General features: G+C 71.1%; 14 protein-coding genes. 7 read left to right on the top strand and 7 right to left on the bottom strand.

Annotated features, from left to right (window positions below; genetic code table 11):
* Positions 1-7: 7 nt before the first annotated feature.
* Positions 8-1,645: a dolichyl-phosphate-mannose--protein mannosyltransferase gene (locus BDW27_RS12095; RefSeq protein ID WP_017543916.1), complete on the bottom strand. Its 1,638-nt coding sequence runs from the start codon at positions 1,643-1,645 to the stop codon at positions 8-10.
* Positions 1,646-1,756: 111 nt separating this feature from the next.
* On the opposite strand from BDW27_RS12095, the gene rsmI reads away from it, so the two are divergent.
* The gene (gene rsmI, locus BDW27_RS12090) at positions 1,757-2,632 is read left to right on the top strand and encodes a 16S rRNA (cytidine(1402)-2'-O)-methyltransferase (protein ID WP_110049366.1); all 876 of its coding nucleotides are present in this window, start codon (positions 1,757-1,759) and stop codon (positions 2,630-2,632) included.
* A gap of 81 nt (positions 2,633-2,713) precedes the next feature.
* Positions 2,714-3,373, top strand: coding sequence for an AIM24 family protein (locus BDW27_RS12085; protein WP_017543914.1), 660 nt, complete (start codon positions 2,714-2,716; stop codon positions 3,371-3,373).
* Between the two features lie 82 nt (positions 3,374-3,455).
* Here the strand turns inward: BDW27_RS12085 and secD are convergent, their stop codons facing one another.
* Positions 3,456-6,107, bottom strand: a complete 2,652-nt coding sequence (secD, locus tag BDW27_RS12080; protein WP_110049365.1) for a protein translocase subunit SecD — start codon at positions 6,105-6,107, stop codon at positions 3,456-3,458.
* A gap of 122 nt (positions 6,108-6,229) precedes the next feature.
* Positions 6,230-6,694 (bottom strand): hypothetical protein, encoded by a 465-nt coding sequence (locus BDW27_RS12075; protein ID WP_233515738.1) that lies wholly within the window; start codon positions 6,692-6,694, stop codon positions 6,230-6,232.
* Between the two features lie 196 nt (positions 6,695-6,890).
* On the opposite strand from BDW27_RS12075, the gene metG reads away from it, so the two are divergent.
* Both metG and BDW27_RS12065 read left to right on the top strand, forming a co-directional pair.
* Positions 6,891-8,705 carry a methionine--tRNA ligase gene (gene metG / locus BDW27_RS12070; protein ID WP_017543911.1) on the top strand — a complete coding sequence of 605 codons (1,815 nt, stop codon included), beginning with the start codon at positions 6,891-6,893 and terminating at the stop codon, positions 8,703-8,705.
* 164 nt (positions 8,706-8,869) lie between these two features.
* A complete protein-coding gene (locus tag BDW27_RS12065) occupies positions 8,870-9,793 on the top strand; it encodes a TatD family hydrolase (protein ID WP_110049363.1) in 924 nt (307 codons plus the stop codon).
* Between the two features lie 49 nt (positions 9,794-9,842).
* Here BDW27_RS12065 and rsgA read toward each other — a convergent pair whose 3' ends face one another.
* The 3 genes from rsgA to BDW27_RS12050 all read right to left on the bottom strand — a co-directional run bounded on the left by rsgA (position 9,843) and on the right by BDW27_RS12050 (position 12,706).
* Complete coding sequence (rsgA, locus tag BDW27_RS12060; RefSeq protein WP_110049362.1) at positions 9,843-10,964, bottom strand: ribosome small subunit-dependent GTPase A; 1,122 nt, start codon at positions 10,962-10,964, stop codon at positions 9,843-9,845.
* 196 nt (positions 10,965-11,160) lie between these two features.
* Positions 11,161-12,018 (bottom strand): MHYT domain-containing protein, encoded by an 858-nt coding sequence (locus tag BDW27_RS12055; protein WP_110049361.1) that lies wholly within the window; start codon positions 12,016-12,018, stop codon positions 11,161-11,163.
* Positions 12,019-12,163: 145 nt separating this feature from the next.
* Complete coding sequence (locus tag BDW27_RS12050) at positions 12,164-12,706, bottom strand: TetR/AcrR family transcriptional regulator (protein WP_026129138.1); 543 nt, start codon at positions 12,704-12,706, stop codon at positions 12,164-12,166.
* Positions 12,707-12,952: 246 nt separating this feature from the next.
* On the opposite strand from BDW27_RS12050, the gene paaN reads away from it, so the two are divergent.
* The 3 genes from paaN (at position 12,953) to BDW27_RS12035 (ending at position 15,788) form a co-directional block, all read left to right on the top strand.
* On the top strand, positions 12,953-14,626 hold the full coding sequence (paaN, locus tag BDW27_RS12045) for a phenylacetic acid degradation protein PaaN (protein WP_110049360.1): 1,674 nt from the start codon (positions 12,953-12,955) through the stop codon (positions 14,624-14,626).
* 137 nt (positions 14,627-14,763) lie between these two features.
* Positions 14,764-15,468 carry a carbonic anhydrase gene (locus BDW27_RS12040; RefSeq protein ID WP_110049359.1) on the top strand — a complete coding sequence of 235 codons (705 nt, stop codon included), beginning with the start codon at positions 14,764-14,766 and terminating at the stop codon, positions 15,466-15,468.
* Positions 15,469-15,542: 74 nt separating this feature from the next.
* Entirely contained in the window at positions 15,543-15,788 is a 246-nt protein-coding gene (locus BDW27_RS12035; RefSeq protein WP_017543904.1) for a hypothetical protein, read from the top strand.
* Between the two features lie 54 nt (positions 15,789-15,842).
* Here the strand turns inward: BDW27_RS12035 and BDW27_RS12030 are convergent, their stop codons facing one another.
* The gene (locus BDW27_RS12030) at positions 15,843-16,847 is read right to left on the bottom strand and encodes a sugar phosphate isomerase/epimerase (RefSeq protein ID WP_017543903.1); all 1,005 of its coding nucleotides are present in this window, start codon (positions 16,845-16,847) and stop codon (positions 15,843-15,845) included.
* Positions 16,848-16,879 lie beyond the last annotated feature (32 nt).

Genomic DNA, 16,879 nt, shown 5'->3' with positions numbered 1-16,879 from the left:
GAGAGCGTCAGGAAGCGTCCCTGCCGTAGACCCACACGTCGAACCAGAGTCGGTCGCGCCAGGTCTCCTCAGGTATCGGATAGGCGGACAACACCGGATACAGATAGGCGAAGTGGGCGATGATCAGCAGGACCACCACACCGAAGACCACCCCGCCCAGCGCCCGCAGGTACGGGGCGAACCGGGGACTGTCCTCGCCAGCGCCCATCACGAGTCCCAGCGCCAGCACGATCGCCAGGATCAGGAAGGGCAGGATCGGCAGCGCGTAGAAGAGGAACATGGGGCGTTCGGGGTAGGCGAACCACGGCAGCCAGCCGGCGGCGACCGCGAGGAGCACCGCGCCCGCGCGCCAGTCCCGGAAGGTGATCCACCAGCCGAACATCACGGTCACGGCGATGATGCTGAGCCACCAGACGACCGGGGTGCCGATGGAGACCACCGAGGTCACGCAGTTCCCGGTGTCGCACCCCACGGCCTGGCCGTTGTAGTGGAACAGCACCGGGGTGCGCATGACCAGCCACTCCCACGGCGCCGAGATGTAGGAGTGGTCGCTGCTCAGGTTGGAGTGGAAGTTCATCATGCGGCCGTGGTAGTCCCACAGGCTCCACAGGGCCTCCAGCGGCGTGCGCAGGAACCCCGGAACCCAGCCGGGGACCAGGCCCTCCGCGAAGTCCCGGTTGTAGCCGCCCCGGGTGAGGAGCCAGCCCGACCACGAGACGAGGTAGACGACACCCGCCACCACCACGGTCTGCACGAACGCCGGGACGGCGTCGAAGCCGAACCACCGGCCCAGCGGACGCCGCTGACCGGCACTGCGCCGAGCCCCGTAGTCCCAGGCGACGGTGAGCAGGCCGAAGGCGGCCACGAAGAACAGAGCGGACCACTTGGTGCCGATCGCCAGGCCGAAGCACAGTCCCGCTGCCAGGCGCCACCAGCGCATCCCCAGCCAGCCCACCGCGGTGACGTCGGCACCGGCCTCCGCGATCCGGGCCAGCCGCTCCCGTGTCCGGTCCCGGTCGATCACCAGGCAGGCGAACCCGGCCAGGATCCACAGGGTGAGGAAGATGTCCACCATGGCGATGCGGCTGAGCGTGAAGTGCAGGCCGTCCAGCGCCATGATGAGCCCGGCCGTGCAGCCGAGCAGCACCGAGCGGGTCATCCGGGTGGCGAGCCGTACCAGGATGAGCACCGAGAGGACCCCGGCCACGGCCGAGGCCACCCGCCAGCCCTCGGGGGTCACGGCCGAGCCGAACGGCATGATCGAGTACAGCCAGTCACCGAGCGCGATCATCCACTTGCCGACCGGCGGATGGACGATGAAGTCGCCCCCGCCGGTCCAGATGTTCGCGTCCCCCTGGCTCAGCAGGTCGTCGGAGTGGTCCAGCGCGTCGTGCTCGTACCCGAACTCCCAGAGGGCGTGGGCGTCCGTGGCGTAGTAGGTCTCGTCGAAGTAGATGCGGTCGGGCTGGCCGAGGTTGAAGAACCTCAGCGCCCCCGCGAAGCCCGCGACGACGAGGGCGCCCAGCCACCCCAGCCACCACGGGCTGGGCAGGCGGGGCGAGAAACGGGAACGGAGCGTGGGCGGCTGGGCCGCGGCCGGGGGGTTCGAGGGCGGTACCTCGCTGTGAAGTGCGGTGCTGGTCATCTCGGCTCGTAGGTTGGGGTCAGAGATGGGGGTCCGTTGCGGACGGGCCGCGAAACCGGGTTTCGGGTGGCGCGATAGAGCCAACCGTAGCGCGACAGAACGGGGATCACAGTGGTTGAGGTCGTTGACGGGACGCGGCGAGTCGGGAGGCTCGTACTGGCGGGTCTTCCCATCGGAAACCAGGAGGACGCGCCGCCCCGACTCCTCCACGCGCTCGAGGAGGCACGCGTGATCGCGGCCGAGGACACCCGTCGCCTGAGGCAGTTCGCCTCCCGTACCGGTATTCGGTTGGGCGGGGCGACCGGTGCCCGGATCGTCTCCTACTACGACCAGAACGAGAGCCGCCGGGGCGAGGAACTCCTCGCCGACCTCCGCCGTGGAGAGGAGGTGCTGGTCGTCACCGACGCCGGGATGCCCGGGGTGTCCGACCCCGGATACCGCCTGGCAGCCGCCTGCGCCGACGAGGGGATTCCGGTCACCGCCATTCCGGGTCCGTCCGCGGTGACCACGGCCCTGGTGGTGTCCGGTCTGCCCACCGACCGATTCTGCTTCGAGGGCTTCCCGCCGCGCAAGGGCCTGAAGGGGTATCTCACTGAACTGGCCGAAGAGCGCCGCACGATGGTGTTCTTCGAGAGCCCGCACCGCATCGCCGCCACCCTGGAGGCGATGTCCGGGGCCTTCGGCGCGGACCGCCGCGCGGCGGTGTGCCGTGAGCTCACCAAGACCTACGAGGAGGTGCGCCGGGGTGGCCTCGGGGAGTTGGCCGCGTGGGCGGCGGAGGGGGTGCGGGGTGAGATCTCCGTGGTCGTGGAGGGCGCCCGGCCCCGGGCGGAGCGCACCAGCGACACCGACCTGGTGGAGGCCGTGGCGGCCCTGGAGGAGGAGGGTGTGCGCCGCAAGGAGGCGATCACCCGGGTCGCCAAGGAGACCGGCGTGCCCAAGCGCCGCGTGTACGACCTGGTCCACGGGGTCGTCGAGGCTGAGTGAGACCCGCGTCGCCTTCCGGAACCTTTTCGGGCGGGCGGCGTCGAACCTGGCAGTAACGGCGACAGGAACGAGGATCCGACCATGCGCAGCGAGCTCTTCCAGCAGGCCCAGGAGACCCAGCGTCCGGGCATGCACCTACAGAACCACAAGATGCTGAGGGTGGGCCTGAACGGCGAGTTCCTCGCCCGGCAGGGCTCCATGGTCGCCTACCAGGGCAACATCGACTTCGCCTACCAGGGCTCCGGCAGTGTCGGGAAGTTCTTCAAGAAGGCCTTCACCGGTGAGGGCCTGCCGCTGATGCGCGTCTCCGGGCAGGGCGACGTGTTCCTGGCCAGGGACGCATGGGACGTCCACCTGATCGACCTGGAGGGCGACTCCATCACGGTCAGCGGGGAGAACGTGCTCGCCTTCGAGCCGGGCCTCGAATGGGACATCCGCCGTGTCCAGGGCGCCGGAATGGCGGCCGGGGGCCTGTTCAACACCGTGTTCACCGGGCACGGCCGCGTGGCGGTCGCCTGCCACGGGACGCCCGTACTGCTCAACGTCGACCAACCCACCTTCGTCGACACCGACGCGGCCGTGGCGTGGTCGAGCACGCTCCGTGCCGGCATCCGGAGCACCGTCAGGGCGGGCGCCATCATCGGTCGCGGCAGCGGCGAGGCCTTCCAACTCTCCCTGGAGGGTCAGGGCTTCGTGCTGGTGCAGGCCTCCGAGGGCGCTCCCGCCCCCACGCAGGCCTGACGGAGCGCCCCCGGAAACGGGGAGGGGCCCCGGACCGCGCGGTGTGCGCGGACCGGGGCCCCTCCTCTGCCGGAGGCCGGGATCAGACGACGGCACCGTCGTCCGCGTCCCGGGCGGCCTTGGCGGCCACCTTCTCCTTGGCCTTGCGCTCCTTGAGCACGTGCGGCGCGGGCGTCCTGTCCCACTTCTGGAGCCAGATGGCGATCGGCACCGCGACGAACACCGTGGAGACCACACCGGTGGTGAGACCGACCAGCATCGCGATGGAGAAGTCCTGGAGCGAGGACCCACCGAGGAAGGTGAGGAAGCCCAGGATGATCCACGCGCCGACGGTCGTGTTGACCGTACGCGGCAGGGTGTTGAGCACCGCGCGGTTGGCGATCTCCTTGAACGAGGACTTCTCGTCCCTCGCCCATTCGTCTCGGACACGGTCGAACACCACCACCGTGTCGTTGACCGTGAAGCCGATGACACTCAGGATCGCGGCGAGGAAGACACCGTCGATCGGCTTGCCCAGCCAGATGAACAGCCCGATGACCAGCACCATGTTGAAGGCCAGCGACAGCATGGTGGACACACCGAAGGACCAGCGGAAACGCCAGGCCAGGTAGATCATCTGGAGGGCCAGGGCCGCGCCCAGGGCGATCAGGGCCCGGTTGCGCAGCTCGTCGCCCATGCTCGGGCCGATCAGCTCGTCGCTGACCATCTCCACGCCGCCGGTCTCCTCGGTGAGGGCGTCGGCGATGGTGGCGGCCTCGGCGTCGGAGATGTCGCCGGTACGCACGGCGATGTCGCCGTTACCGGACTCCTGCACCACGGCGGTGTCCGAACCCGGGAAGTTCAGCCCGGAGATGACCGAACGGGCCTCGTCGACCGAGAGGGTCTGGTCGCCGGTGATCTCGTACTCCAGGACCCGGCCGCCGGTGAACTCGACACCCAGGTTGGTGTCGCGGACCAGCGGGGCGGCGATCGCGACGAGCACGATCAGCGCCGCGACGATCAGACCGGTCCGGCGGTGGTCCATGAGCTGCGGGTTCTTCTCGACCAGCCAGGTGCGGACCGGGCCGACGCGGTCGAGACCGGTGATCGACGGGTGCTTCTTGATGACCGCGCGCCGCACGGCCCACTCGACGAACACGCGCGCGATGATCAGCGCGGAGATCATCGAGGCGATGGTGCCGATGCTCAGCGTGACGCCGAAGCCCTGCACGGTGCCGGAGGCGAAGAAGAACAGCAGACCGGCGGCGAGGAACGTGGTGACGTTGGTGTCGAGGACCGCGCTCCAGGCCTTCTGCGTGCCCTGGACGAACGCCTTCTCCAGGTTGGGCGCGATGGCCCGGCGGCGACGGCGAGCCAGTGCGCCGCTCTCCGCCTTGGCGACCTCGGAGTCAGCGTCCTTCATCCCCGCGGACTTGTTGGCCTCGTACGTCCGCTGTTGGCGTTGGTACTCCTCACGCGCGCGCTCGAAGATCAGCACGTTCGCGTCGATGGCCATACCGATCGCCAGCACGAAACCGGCCAGACCCGGGAGGGTCAACGTGGCCCCCAAGGCGACCAGCGCTCCGTAGGCGATCAGCGTGTAGAACGCCAACGCGATCGAGGCCAGGAAGCCCACGAGCCGGTACACCACCGTGATGTACAGGGCGGTGAAGGCGATGCCGAGGAGCGCGGCGATGGCGCTGGCCTCGATGGCGGCGGCACCGAGGGTCGGGCCCACGGTCTGGCGCTGGACCTCGGTGACCGGAAGCGGCAGCGAGCCGCCCTCGATCAGCACGGCCAGCTCTTCGGCGCTCTCGCTGGTGAAGTCGTTGCCGCTGATGGTGGTCTGACCGCCGGACATACCGGCTTCACAACCGATCTCCGGGGACACCTGCGGAGCGGAGATGATCTGGTCGTCCAGCACGATCGCCACGCGGCGGCGGGGGTCGCCCTCGTTGTAGCAGGCGGCCTTGCCGGTCAGTTCGCGCCACTGCTCGCGGCCCTCGCCACGGAAGCCGACGTTGACGACCCACTGGGCGCGGTTGGCGCTGTCCAGCGCGGCGTCGGCCGTGGAGACCCGGTCGCCCTGGATGAAGGTCTCACCCAGCTGGAGCATGGTGCCCTGCTCGTCGGGCAGGGTCTGCGCGACGTCCTCGGGGTTCTCCGCGGAGGGGCCCGCTGGGGCCTGGGGCATGCCGCCCTGGCCGCCGAGCATGTCCTCCAGGCCCTCCATGCCTTCGAGGCCCTCCATGCCCTCCGGCAGTTCGCCGCCGCCCTCGGGGGCGCCGTCCTGGCCGTCGGAGGGGGCGCGGGCCTCGTCCGCGGGCGGGTTGGCGAAGTCGCCGCCTCCGCCCGGGGCCTGCACGCCCTGGCCACCCTGGTCGCCGACGCCCAGGACCTCGTGGAAGGACAGCTGGGCGGTCTGGCCGACGATCTGCGCGGCCTCCGCCGGGTCCTGCACGCCCGGGAGCTCGACGATGATGCGGTTCTCACCGGAGCGGGACATGGTCGCCTCGGCCACACCGAGGCGGTCGATGCGCTGTCGCAGCACCTCGACGACCTTGTCGGTGTTCTCCGAGTTGGCCTGCGTGCCGTCGGTGCCGTCCTGGGTCTCCAGGACGATCTGCGTACCGCCGCTGAGGTCGAGCCCCAGGCGCGGTGGGATGAACCACGCCGCGCCGAACGCGACGAGGATGACGAGGAGGGAGATGAGCGCGCGCGTCCAGCGCGCCCCGGCTCCCGTTTGACTGGACAAGGGGTGAACCTCTCACTGCGGATGGTGGGTACCGGTCGCTTGCCCGGCGGCGCCGGGCAGGGGGGTGCGTGGGGCCGGTCCCGGTGCCGTCGAGGGCTCCGGGAAGCGGCCGACCGGGATGGTCAGACGAGGGTGTGCGCGGTGAGAGGCGGTGCCCGGGTGGGCGGCAGCTCCTCCGCGTCGACCTGTTCGGGAACGGGGTCGTGGTGCGGCAGGGGCAGCGGCCACCAGGGTTGGTCCCACACCGCCAGGCGCAGTGCGCACGTGGGGACGACATCGGGCAGGTCCCGCAGTACCGACCGCTGGTCGCAGACGGAGACGGGCGGCCCGAGGGAGACCGTCTGGGTGCCGCGGTAGGGATGCGCCTCCTCCGACGTCCCCGAGGGGTCGTCGGCGGCGGCGGCCTCCGCGGCGTCGCGCTCGGGGGCGCTCTGCCCTCCGTGCGCGGGCAGGGCGACGGTGTCCCTCTCCCCGGACAGGCCGGAGGCCACCGGGAAGGACAGGATGACCAGCAGGACCACGCTGGTGATCAGCGATCCGGTCCGCAGGGCAGGGCGGGGTAGGGCACGGGTAACCGTGGGGACCACCGCCTCAGAGCCGGGTTGGAGGGTCGTGCTGGCTTCGGCCGGTGCCCCGGGGCACACGGCTCCATCCAGCAGAGCATACGGGTAGGCACCCTTCGGGGGGAATCATGTGAGTCGCCCCTGTGGACGGGGCCCTCCCGGCCGGACACCGGGCGTCCTTTGGTGCTCGGACACCCCGGGCCACCTTTAGTCTTGAGTCATGTCGTCGAATCGCCACATCCTGACCGCGGTCGCCTGGCCCTACACCAACGGCCCGCGCCACATCGGCCACGTCTCCGGTTTCGGGGTCCCCTCCGACGTCTTCTCGCGCTTCCAGCGAATGTCGGGGAACAACGTGCTGATGGTCAGCGGCACCGACGAGCACGGCACCCCGATCCAGGTGCTGGCCGACCAGGAGGGCGTGAGCGCCCGGGAGCTGGCCGACCGCTACAACCGGATCATCGCCGAGGACCTGGTCGCGCTCGGACTGTCCTACGACCTGTTCACCCGCACCACCACCGGCAACCACTACTCCGTCGTCCAGCAGCTGTTCACCACGCTCTACGACAACGGCTACGTCTTCACGCGCACCACCAAGGGCGCGATCTCCCCGTCCACCGGCCGTACGCTGCCCGACCGCTACATCGAGGGCGTCTGCCCGATCTGCGGCTTCGACGGCGCGCGCGGCGACCAGTGCGACAACTGCGGGAACCAGCTCGACCCGATCGACCTGATCTCGCCCCGTTCGCGGATCAACGGCGAGACGCCGGAGTTCGTGGACACCGAGCACTTCATGCTCGACCTGCCCGCCTTCGCCGACGTCCTCACCGACTGGCTCAAGGGCAAGGAGGGCGAGTGGCGCCCCAACGTCCTCAAGTTCTCCCTGAACCTGGTGGAGGACCTCCAGCCGCGCGCGGTCACCCGTGACCTCACCTGGGGCGTGCCGATCCCGCTGGACGGGTGGAGCGACAACGCCGCCAAGCGGATCTACGTCTGGTTCGACGCGGTCATCGGCTACCTGTCGGCCTCCATCGAATGGGCCCGGCGCGTGGGCGAGCCCGAGGCCTGGCGCCGCTGGTGGCAGGGCGACGACAACGAGTCCTTCTACTTCATGGGCAAGGACAACATCGTCTTCCACTCGGTCATCTGGCCGTCCATCCTGCTCGGGGCGAGCGGGAAGGGCGACCGGGACGGGGACGTCGGCCCGCTCGGCGAGCTGAACGTGCCCACCGAGGTGGTCTCCAGCGAGTTCCTCACCATGGAGGGGCAGAAGTTCTCGTCCTCGCGCCGCGTGGTGATCTACGTGCGCGACTTCCTGGAGCGCTACTCCGCGGACGCGCTGCGCTACTACATCATGGCCGCGGGCCCGGAGAACCAGGACACCGACTTCACGTGGGCCGAGTTCGTCCGCCGCAACAACGACGAGCTGGTGGCGGCCTGGGGCAACCTGGTCAACCGCTCCATCTCCATGGCGGCCAAGAACCTCGGCGAGATCCCCGCCGCGGGTGAGCTCACCGACGAGGACCGGGCGGTCCTGGCCGCCTCCCGGGAGGCCTTCGCCACCGTGGGCGCCCGGCTGGAGAGGTCGCAGTTCAAGGCGGCGCTCCAGGAGGCCATGCGCACCGTCGCCGAGGCCAACAAGTACATCTCCGACCAGGCTCCGTGGGCGCTCAAGAAGACCGACCCGGAGCGGATGGCGACCGTCCTGCACGTCGCCCTCCAGCTGGTCAGCGACGCCAACACCCTGCTCACGCCGTTCCTTCCGGAGTCGGCGAACAAGGTGTACGCGATGCTCGGCGGCACCGGCACCTGGACGGGCATGCCGCGCATCGAGTCCGGCCACGACACCATCGGCGGCTCCGAGGAGAAGGTGGACTACCCGGTCATCACCGGTGACTACGCCGACAACGACGCCCGCTGGGAGTCGGTGCCGATCGTCGCGGGCACCCCGCTGGGCCGTCCCACCCCGCTGTTCACCAAGCTCGACCCGTCGGTGGTGGACGAGGAGCTGGCCCGCCTGTCCGGCGACGAGTAGCGCTCGACCCCGCGCCGAGGCGGGCACCGGACCCACGCGGACCGGTGCCCGCCTCCCGCGTTCGGGGCCGTTCGGGCCCCGTGGCGCCCATCGGTGCCGATCCGGGGGGCCGGGCCGCCTAGAATCACCACGGCGCACGCGGTACACGGTGATGGGGGCATGACATGGGCAGACGCAAGGGCAGTGCGGTCAGGGAGCGCAACGCGCAGACCCCGCCCCCCGCACCCGAGGCGCTGCGGGTGCCGGTGGCCGACAGCCACACCCACATGGACATGCAGACGCCCGAGGTCGAGGAGATCATCGCGGCCGCGGAGGCCGTGGGGGTCACCCCGCTCGTGCAGGTGGGGGTCGACCTGTCCTCCTCGCGTTGGGCGGCGGAGGTCGCGGCCGAGCACCCCGGGAAGGTGTGGGCCGCCGTGGCCCTGCACCCGAACGAGGCACCGCGCGTGGTGCACGGTGACGGCGCCGAGGGCGTGGAAGCCGACGACACCGACTGGACCGGGAAGGCCCGCCCCGCCGGGGGGATCGAGGCCCTGGAGGCCGAGCTCGCCGAGATCGACGCGCTGGCGGCGCTGCCGCAGGTGGTGGCGGTCGGTGAGACCGGCATGGACACCTTCCGGACCGGGCCCGAGGGCGCCCGCGCCCAGGAGGCGTCCTTCCGCCGCCACATCGCCATCGCCAAGAGGCACGGCAAGGCGCTCATGATCCACGACCGCGAGGCACACGAGGACGTCCTGCGGATCCTGGAGGAGGAGGGCGCGCCGGAGCGGGTGGTCTTCCACTGCTTCTCCGGTGACGCCGACATGGCCCGGGTGTGCGCCGAGCGGGGCTACTACATGAGTTTCGCGGGCAACGTCACCTTCGCCAGCGCCGAGCCCCTGCGCGAGGCCGCCAAGGTCGCCCCGCCCGAACTGGTGCTCGTGGAGACCGACGCGCCCTTCCTCACCCCCAAGCCCTACCGGGGCCGCCCCAACGCTCCCTATCTCATCCCGCTCACCCTGCGGGTGCTGGCCGAGACCAAGGGCCTGGGCGAGGAGGAGCTGGCCGGGATCGTCGCCGGCAACGCGCGGCGGGCCTTCGGGTTCTGAACGGCGGGTGCCGGGGCGGGTGAACCACCCGCCCCGGCACCGCACCGGGTCAGAGGCCGCGCTTGAGCCTGCCGGCCTCCCGGCCCTCGCGGGTGTTGCGCTTCCCTTGCCGGCGGCGCTCCGCACGCAGGCGGGCGTCGCCCCGGGACCGGTTCCACTCGGACTCGCGGTGCAGCCTGGACCAGCGTTCGAGGCGCCCGGAGTCCAGTTCGCCCTCGTCCACGGCGGCCCTGACCGCGCACCCGGGCTCGGCACCGTGGGAGCAGTCCCGGAACCGGCACCGTTCGGCCAGTTCGTTGACGTCCGCGAAGGTGCGGTCCACGCCGCTCCCGTCACCGGGCACGTCGATGCGGCGCACCCCCGGGATGTCCAGGAACAGCGTGCCCCCGGGCAGGGGGATCAGCTGGCGGTGGGTGGTGGTGTGGCGGCCGCGGCGGTCGTCGCGGATCGCCCCCGTCTCCATGACCGGCCGCCCGGCCAGCGCGTTGAGCAGGCTGGACTTCCCGGCGCCCGAGGTACCGAGCAGGACCCAGGTGGCCCCTGGGCGCAGGCGGGCGGACAGCTCGTCCAGACCGGCGCCCGTGTGCGCGCTGACGGTGTGCACCTCGGCGCCCGTGGTGACCGACTCGACCAGCTCGACCACCTCGGGGAGGCGGTCACCGGCGAGTTCGGCCTTGGTGACGGCCACGACCGGGGTGGCGCCGCTGGTCCAGGCGAGGCTGAGGAACCGTTCCAGCCGGCCCACGTTGGGGCCCTGGTCGGCGGCCTCACAGATCAGGACGGCGTCGACGTTGGCGGCCAGGACCTGGTCGTGGGAGTCCTTGGCCACGCCCTGGCGGACGAGGGTTCCCGAGCGTTCCAGGACCGCCTCGACCAGCCAGGTGTCGCCGGAGCGGCGGACGGCCACCCAGTCCCCGGTGGTGGGTGCGGTGAAGGGGTCGGCCTCCGCCGCCCTGCGCACCTCGGGTGAGAGCGCGGCGGTCTCGTGCCCGGGCAGACGGACGCCGACGGCGCCCCGTCGGGCCTCGGAGACCCGGGCGGGAAGCAGGGCGTGCGGCACGCCGCGGGCGACGGCGTCGAAGGCCGCCTCGACGCGGGCGTTCCAGCCCAGTGCCGAGAGCGGGTGGGCGGGGTGTTCTTCGGATGTGGTGCTCGTGCTGTGGTGACTCACGGTGCTCTCTCTGGGAGCGCGAGCCGCCGATCTGACGCGACCTACGGCTCGCTGACGACGGAAGTTCGGAAACCGGTGCCAGGCATGAGGTGGGCCATGGCGTGCTCCTCTCGTCAGCGGCCGGCGCGGACCGCACGGCACGCACCGACCCTAGGGCAGGGGGCGGGTGCGGTGCCAGTGGTTTTCCCGGCGCCGGTCAGCGGTGCCGGGTCCACACGTCGTCCCCGGGCCGGGGCTCCGCCGGGGCGCCGTGCCGGGGCGTGTAGGTCTCCTCGGAGCTGATCGTGTGCTCCGCCGCCCGGTGCGAGGAGCGGGAGTAGTCCCGCCGTTCGTTCTCGTCGTCGTCGCCGAGCAGAAGGAAGAGGCTACAGATGAGCAGGAGGACGAACAGCCCGGTGATCACCGGGAGCAGGAGGTCCCAGGCCTTGGCTCCGTCGGGTGGGCCGACGGGGGTGAAGTTCGGCGGGACCACGTGCGTCCCGGCCATGCTGGTGTAGTGCGTGGCGGTGACCGCGGCGGCCATCACCAGGGAGGCGAGGAGGGTCGCGGGCGGTCCCTGCACCTGGCGGGCGCACCACAGGGCGACGGTGGAGGCGACCACGGCGATCACGGCGGACAGGGCCGTGAGGAGCGGGTCGTGGTGCATGGTCCCGTGCACGTTCATGGCGACCACGCCGACGTGGTGCATGGCGATGATGCCGACGCCGACCAGGAGGCCGCTGGCCAGGAGCCGCATGGCGGTGGCCTCGCGCAGGATCAGGTGCAGGGCGAACACGGTGACCACTACCGGGATCACCCCGCTGACGGCGGTCAGGAGACCGTCGTAGCGCAGGGCGGTGCCGGGGACGCTGAACCCCAGCATGGCGACGAAGTGCATCGCCCAGATGGCCATGCCGCCGAGGGCGAGCGCGGCCAGGCCCTGCCACTGCCATCGGAAGAAGCCGGTCGCGTGGCGGGCCCTGGCGGCGAAGGAGAGCCCCAGGAACGAGCCGATGACCGAGATGGCGTAGGCGATCGAGGGTGTCATCCAGTCTTGGGGGAGGAGATCGGACACGGTCGCTCTGCTTTCCATGATGTGGGTCACAGACGTGACCCCCGTTCATGGAGCGTAGGGACGCTCGCCGCCGTTGACCAGGGCTTCCGCCGCCGATTCAGTGGCCTGATGTGGCCAGTGGTGATTCCTGGGGCCAGTGGGGCGATTAGTCCCGGCTGGACCGCAACCCTTCGAAGGCGATGCGGCACAGGGAGTCGGCGATCTCCTCGCAGGACATGCCCCGGTCCGGCTTGTACCACTCGACGATCGAGTTCACCATGCCGAAGAGCAGGCGGGAGGCGACCGCCGGGTCGACGTCGCTGCGGATGTCACCGTCGACCACGCCCTCGCGGACCAGGTCGGCGATGAGGTGGTCGAACCTGCGGCGCCGTTCCAGGGCGTGCTTCTCCACCTCGGTGTTGCCGCGCACCCGCAGCAGCAGGGTGACGTGGGGCAGTTCCTCGACGAGTACCCGGACGCTGCCGCGCATCACGTGTTCGAGTCGCGCGATGGCCGGGCCGGTGGTCGCACCCTCCTCGCGGGTGACCTCGAACAGGGCGTCCATGGCCAGGTCGAGCGACTGGCGCAGGAGTTCGGACTTGCCGGTGACGTGGTGGTAGATCGCGGACTTGGTCACGCCGAGGGCGCGGGCCAGGTCCTCCATGCTCGTTCCGTCGTACCCGCGTTCGTTGAACACGCGAGCGGCCACGCGGAGCACGGAGTCGGCGTCGTGCCCGGGGCGGCCGGAGCGGCGCCTGCCGGTCTGCCTCGGGGCGGCTGGTTCGGGTGCGGAAGATCGGGACACGGTTGTCGAATCTACCTCGTGACGGGGGCGAACGTGCGCGGGGTCGGTGGTCCGACCGCGTCGGCCGCCCGAGGGTTTGCTAACTTAACGAACGGTCGGTTGGTAACCCACCCTAGACCCCGCACCACCACCCGAGGAAGGGCGCGCGCCGTGTCGAAATCCCACCCGGACCTGCTGGAACGACACCGGACCACCCTCGACGACGCCGTGGCGGCGGTCCGCGGGCGGTACCACCACTCCGCCTTCCCGGAGTCGCCGAGCCGGTCGGTCTACGGCGAGGACGCCGCCGCCAGGGGGCGGGCCGCCTTCGAGGCGCTTCTCGACCGGGACTTCCCGCTGTCCGGACCGGGAGAGAGGGGCCGCGTGGCCACGGAACGCTCCCCCTACGGCCCGGAACTGGGCGTGGGCTACCCGCACGCCGACCCCGACGCGCTGCTGGCCTCCTCCCGCCGGGCCCTCGCCTCCTGGCGCCGCGTGCCCCTCGACGTGCGCACGGGTGTGTGTCTGGAGATCCTCGACCGTCTCAACCGGCGTTCCTTCGAGATGGCGCACGCGGTGCGGCACACCACCGGTCAGTCCTTCGTCATGGCCTTCCAGGCGGGCGGACCGCACGCCCAGGACCGGGGGCTGGAGGCGGTCGCCCTCGCCCACGACCTGATCACGCACTACGCGGGCGAGTCCCGGTGGGAGAAGCCCCGACGCCGGGGCGGCCCGATCACGATGGCCAAGCGGTACACCGCGCGGGGCCGGGGGGTCGGTCTGGTCATCGGCTGCAACACCTTCCCCACCTGGAACTCCTACCCCGCGCTCTTCGCCAACCTGGTCACCGGCAACACCTCGATCGTCAAGCCGCACCCGGGCGCGGTCCTGCCGTTGGCCATCACCGTGTCGGTCGCGCGCGACGTGCTCACGGAGCAGGGGCTGGACCCCGACACGGTCCTGCTGGCCGCCGAGGCCCCCGAGGACCGCCTCGCCGCCGACCTCGCCACGCGCCCCGAGACGCGGCTCGTGGACTTCACCGGCTCCACGGAGTTCGGGGACTGGCTGGAGGAGCACGCGCGGCAGGCCTTCGTCAGCACGGAGAAGGCCGGGACCAACACGGTGGTCGTGGACTCCACGGACGCGTACCGTCCGATGCTCGCCAACCTCGCCCACTCGCTGGCGCTGTACAGCGGCCAGATGTGCACCACCCCGCAGAACGTCTACGTCCCGGCCGGGGGCGTGGCCACCGACGAGGGGCACCGGAGCGCGGAGGAGTTCGCCGCCGACCTCGCGGCCGCGGTCTCGGAGGTCGCCGCCGACCCCGCCCGCCTCGTGGGCGTGCTGGGCGCCGTGGTCAACGACGGGGTGCGGGAGCGGGTGGACGCCGTGGCGGACCTGGGAGAGGTCCTGCTCGCCCCGACGGCGCCCGCGCACCCGGAGTTCCCGGAGGCCGTCGTCCGCACCCCGGCCCTGGTTCGACTGGGTGCGCGGGACCGCGACGTGTACGGGCGCGAGCACTTCGGCCCGGTCTCCTTCGTGATCACCACCGCCGACACCGACGAGTCCCTGCGCCTGTTCGGGGAGACCGTCGCCGAGCGCGGTGCCATCACCGCCTCCGTGTACTCCACCAGTGAGGACGTGCTGGAACGCGCGGAGGAGGCGGCCATGGAGGCGGGGGTCAACCTGTCCGCGAACCTGACGGGCGAGGTGTTCGTGAACCAGTCGGCGGCCTTCAGCGACCTCCACGGTTCGGGCGCCAATCCGGCGGCGACCTCGTCGCTCACCGACCCCCGTTTCGTGGCGGGCCGGTTCGACTTCGTGCAGGCCCGGAAGCACGTCTGATTCCCGCTTGGCTGAATGTGGCCATACGGCGTTAGGAACGCGTCAATCCCCTTGTGAGCGCTCTCGCGCCAGGAGTAGCTTTTACCCGCTTTGCTGGCAAAAGTCATTTTGTTCGTAAAACGGAAAAAGAGCCCCAAATGGCTATAACCCGTCGCGGCGCCTTCAAGGCGTCGCTTCTCGGCGGCGTCGGCGCCGCCGTCGCCACCACCATCCCCGCCTCCGTCGCCTGGGCCGACGCCGCCCCCGCGGCCCCCGCCGCCCGGAACGCCAGGGAGGCCCTGCGCCTGCTGAAGGAGGGAAACCGCCGCTGGTCGCGCTACGTCTCCAGACACCCGAACGAGGGCAGAGCCCGCCGTGCCCAGCTGGTCGAGGGTCAGGCACCCTTCGCGACCATCCTCGGCTGCGCCGACTCCCGTGTCCCCCCGGAACTCGTCTTCGACCAGGGGCTGGGCGACCTCTTCACCGTCCGTTCGGCCGGCCAGGTCCTGGACGGCTCCGTGCTCGGCAGCCTCACCTACGCCGTGGAGCACCTGCACACGCCGCTGATCGTGGTCATGGGTCACCAGAGCTGCGGCGCCGTCGACGCCGCAGTGGAGGCCCACCGCACCGGTGAGCTCCCGCACGGACACATCGGCGGTCTGGTCGCCGAGATCCTGGAGGTCGTCGAGTCCACCCCCGACGACGGCGAGGACTTCCTCGACGACTGCGTCCGGGCCAACGCGGAGCACATCGCGCGGCTCCTGCGCGAGGACAGCGAGCTCGGCGACTTCGTCTCCGACGGCAGGGTCGAGGTCGTCGCGGCCCGCTACGACCTGGAGGACTCCAAGGTCGCCTGGCTCTGACCCCCACTGGCCAGTCCGCCGAGTATGGGGGAGAATGCCGGTGACCATCCCCCAGCAGTGCAGGGAGACCCGGAATGTTCCGGATCGCGATCAGTCGGCTCACCGACGGCGGCCAGCGCATCACCCCCGAACACCGGGGAACGGCGCTGTCCGTCGACGAGGCGGTCCTCGCCCTCCGGGAGCACCTGCCCTCGGTGGACACCAGTGCCTTCGGCAGTGACGCCGTGCAGCGCTCGGTCAACCGGGTCAACGACTTCCGCCACGACGTGGCGACGTCCGACGGTGGACACTACCGGGTGGTCATCGCGCCGATGATGTGAGTCCGGTGCCACGGGGGCCGTGGCACCGGACGGTCCGCTCCGGCGTCGGGCCGGTCAGTCCGACCCGAAGGCGGAGTCGAAGGACGCCTCGGGCGCGTCGAAGGCGTTCGCCCTCACGAACCGCACCGCCTCGGCGGCCCCGGCCAGGCGGTCCATCCCGGCGTCCTCCCACTCCACGGAGATCGGCCCCTGGTAGCCGATCGAGTTGAGCACGCGGAAGCACGCCTCCCACGGAACGTCGCCGCGACCGGTGGACACGAAGTCCCAACCCCGGCGCGGGTCGCCCCACGGAAGGTGGGATCCGAGCCGCCCGTTGCGGCCGTTGCCCACGCGCTTGCGGGCGTCCTTGCAGTCCACGTGGTAGATCCGGTCGCGGAAGTCCCACAGGAAGCCGACCGGGTCGATGTCCTGCCACACCATGTGGCTGGGGTCCCAGTTCAGCCCGAACGCCTCCCGGTGTCCCACGGCCTCCAGCGCCGCCTGGGTCGACCAGTAGTCGTAGGCGATCTCCGACGGGTGCACCTCGTGCGCGAACCGCACGCCGACCTCGTCGAACACGTCCAGGATCGGGTTCCAGCGGTCGGCGAAGTCCCGGTAGCCCGCCTCGATCACGTCCGCGCCCACCGGCGGGAACATCGCCACGTACTTCCAGATCGCCGAGCCGGTGAAGCCCACCACCGTGGACACACCCAGTTTCGCGGCGGCCCGGGCGGTCAGCTTCATCTCCTCGGCCGCGCGCTGGCGGACCCCCTCGGGGTCGCCGTCGCCCCAGACGCGGGAGGGCAGGACGTCCTGGTGGCGGTGGTCGATGGGGTCGTCGCACACCGCCTGGCCGAGGAGGTGGTTCGAGATCGCCCACACTCCGAGGCCGTGCCGTTCGAGGATCTCCAGGCGCTCCCGGACGTAGGAGTCGTCCACGGCGGCGCGGGTGACGTCGAGGTGGTCGCCCCAGCAGGCGATCTCCAGGCCGTCGTAGCCCCAGGAGGAGGCGAGCGCGCACACCTCCTCGAAGGGCAGGTCGGCCCACTGGCCGGTGAAGAGGGTGACCGGTCGGGTCATCGGACTGCCTCCAGGGTGGTCGGGGGTGGGGC

The organism is Nocardiopsis sp. L17-MgMaSL7 (assembly GCF_003182025.1).
In the GTDB taxonomy this organism is placed as follows: Bacteria; Actinomycetota; Actinomycetes; order Streptosporangiales; family Streptosporangiaceae; genus Nocardiopsis; species Nocardiopsis prasina.
Note: the sequence above shows the minus strand (reverse complement) of the source record. Positions and strands in the feature narration are given on the sequence as shown.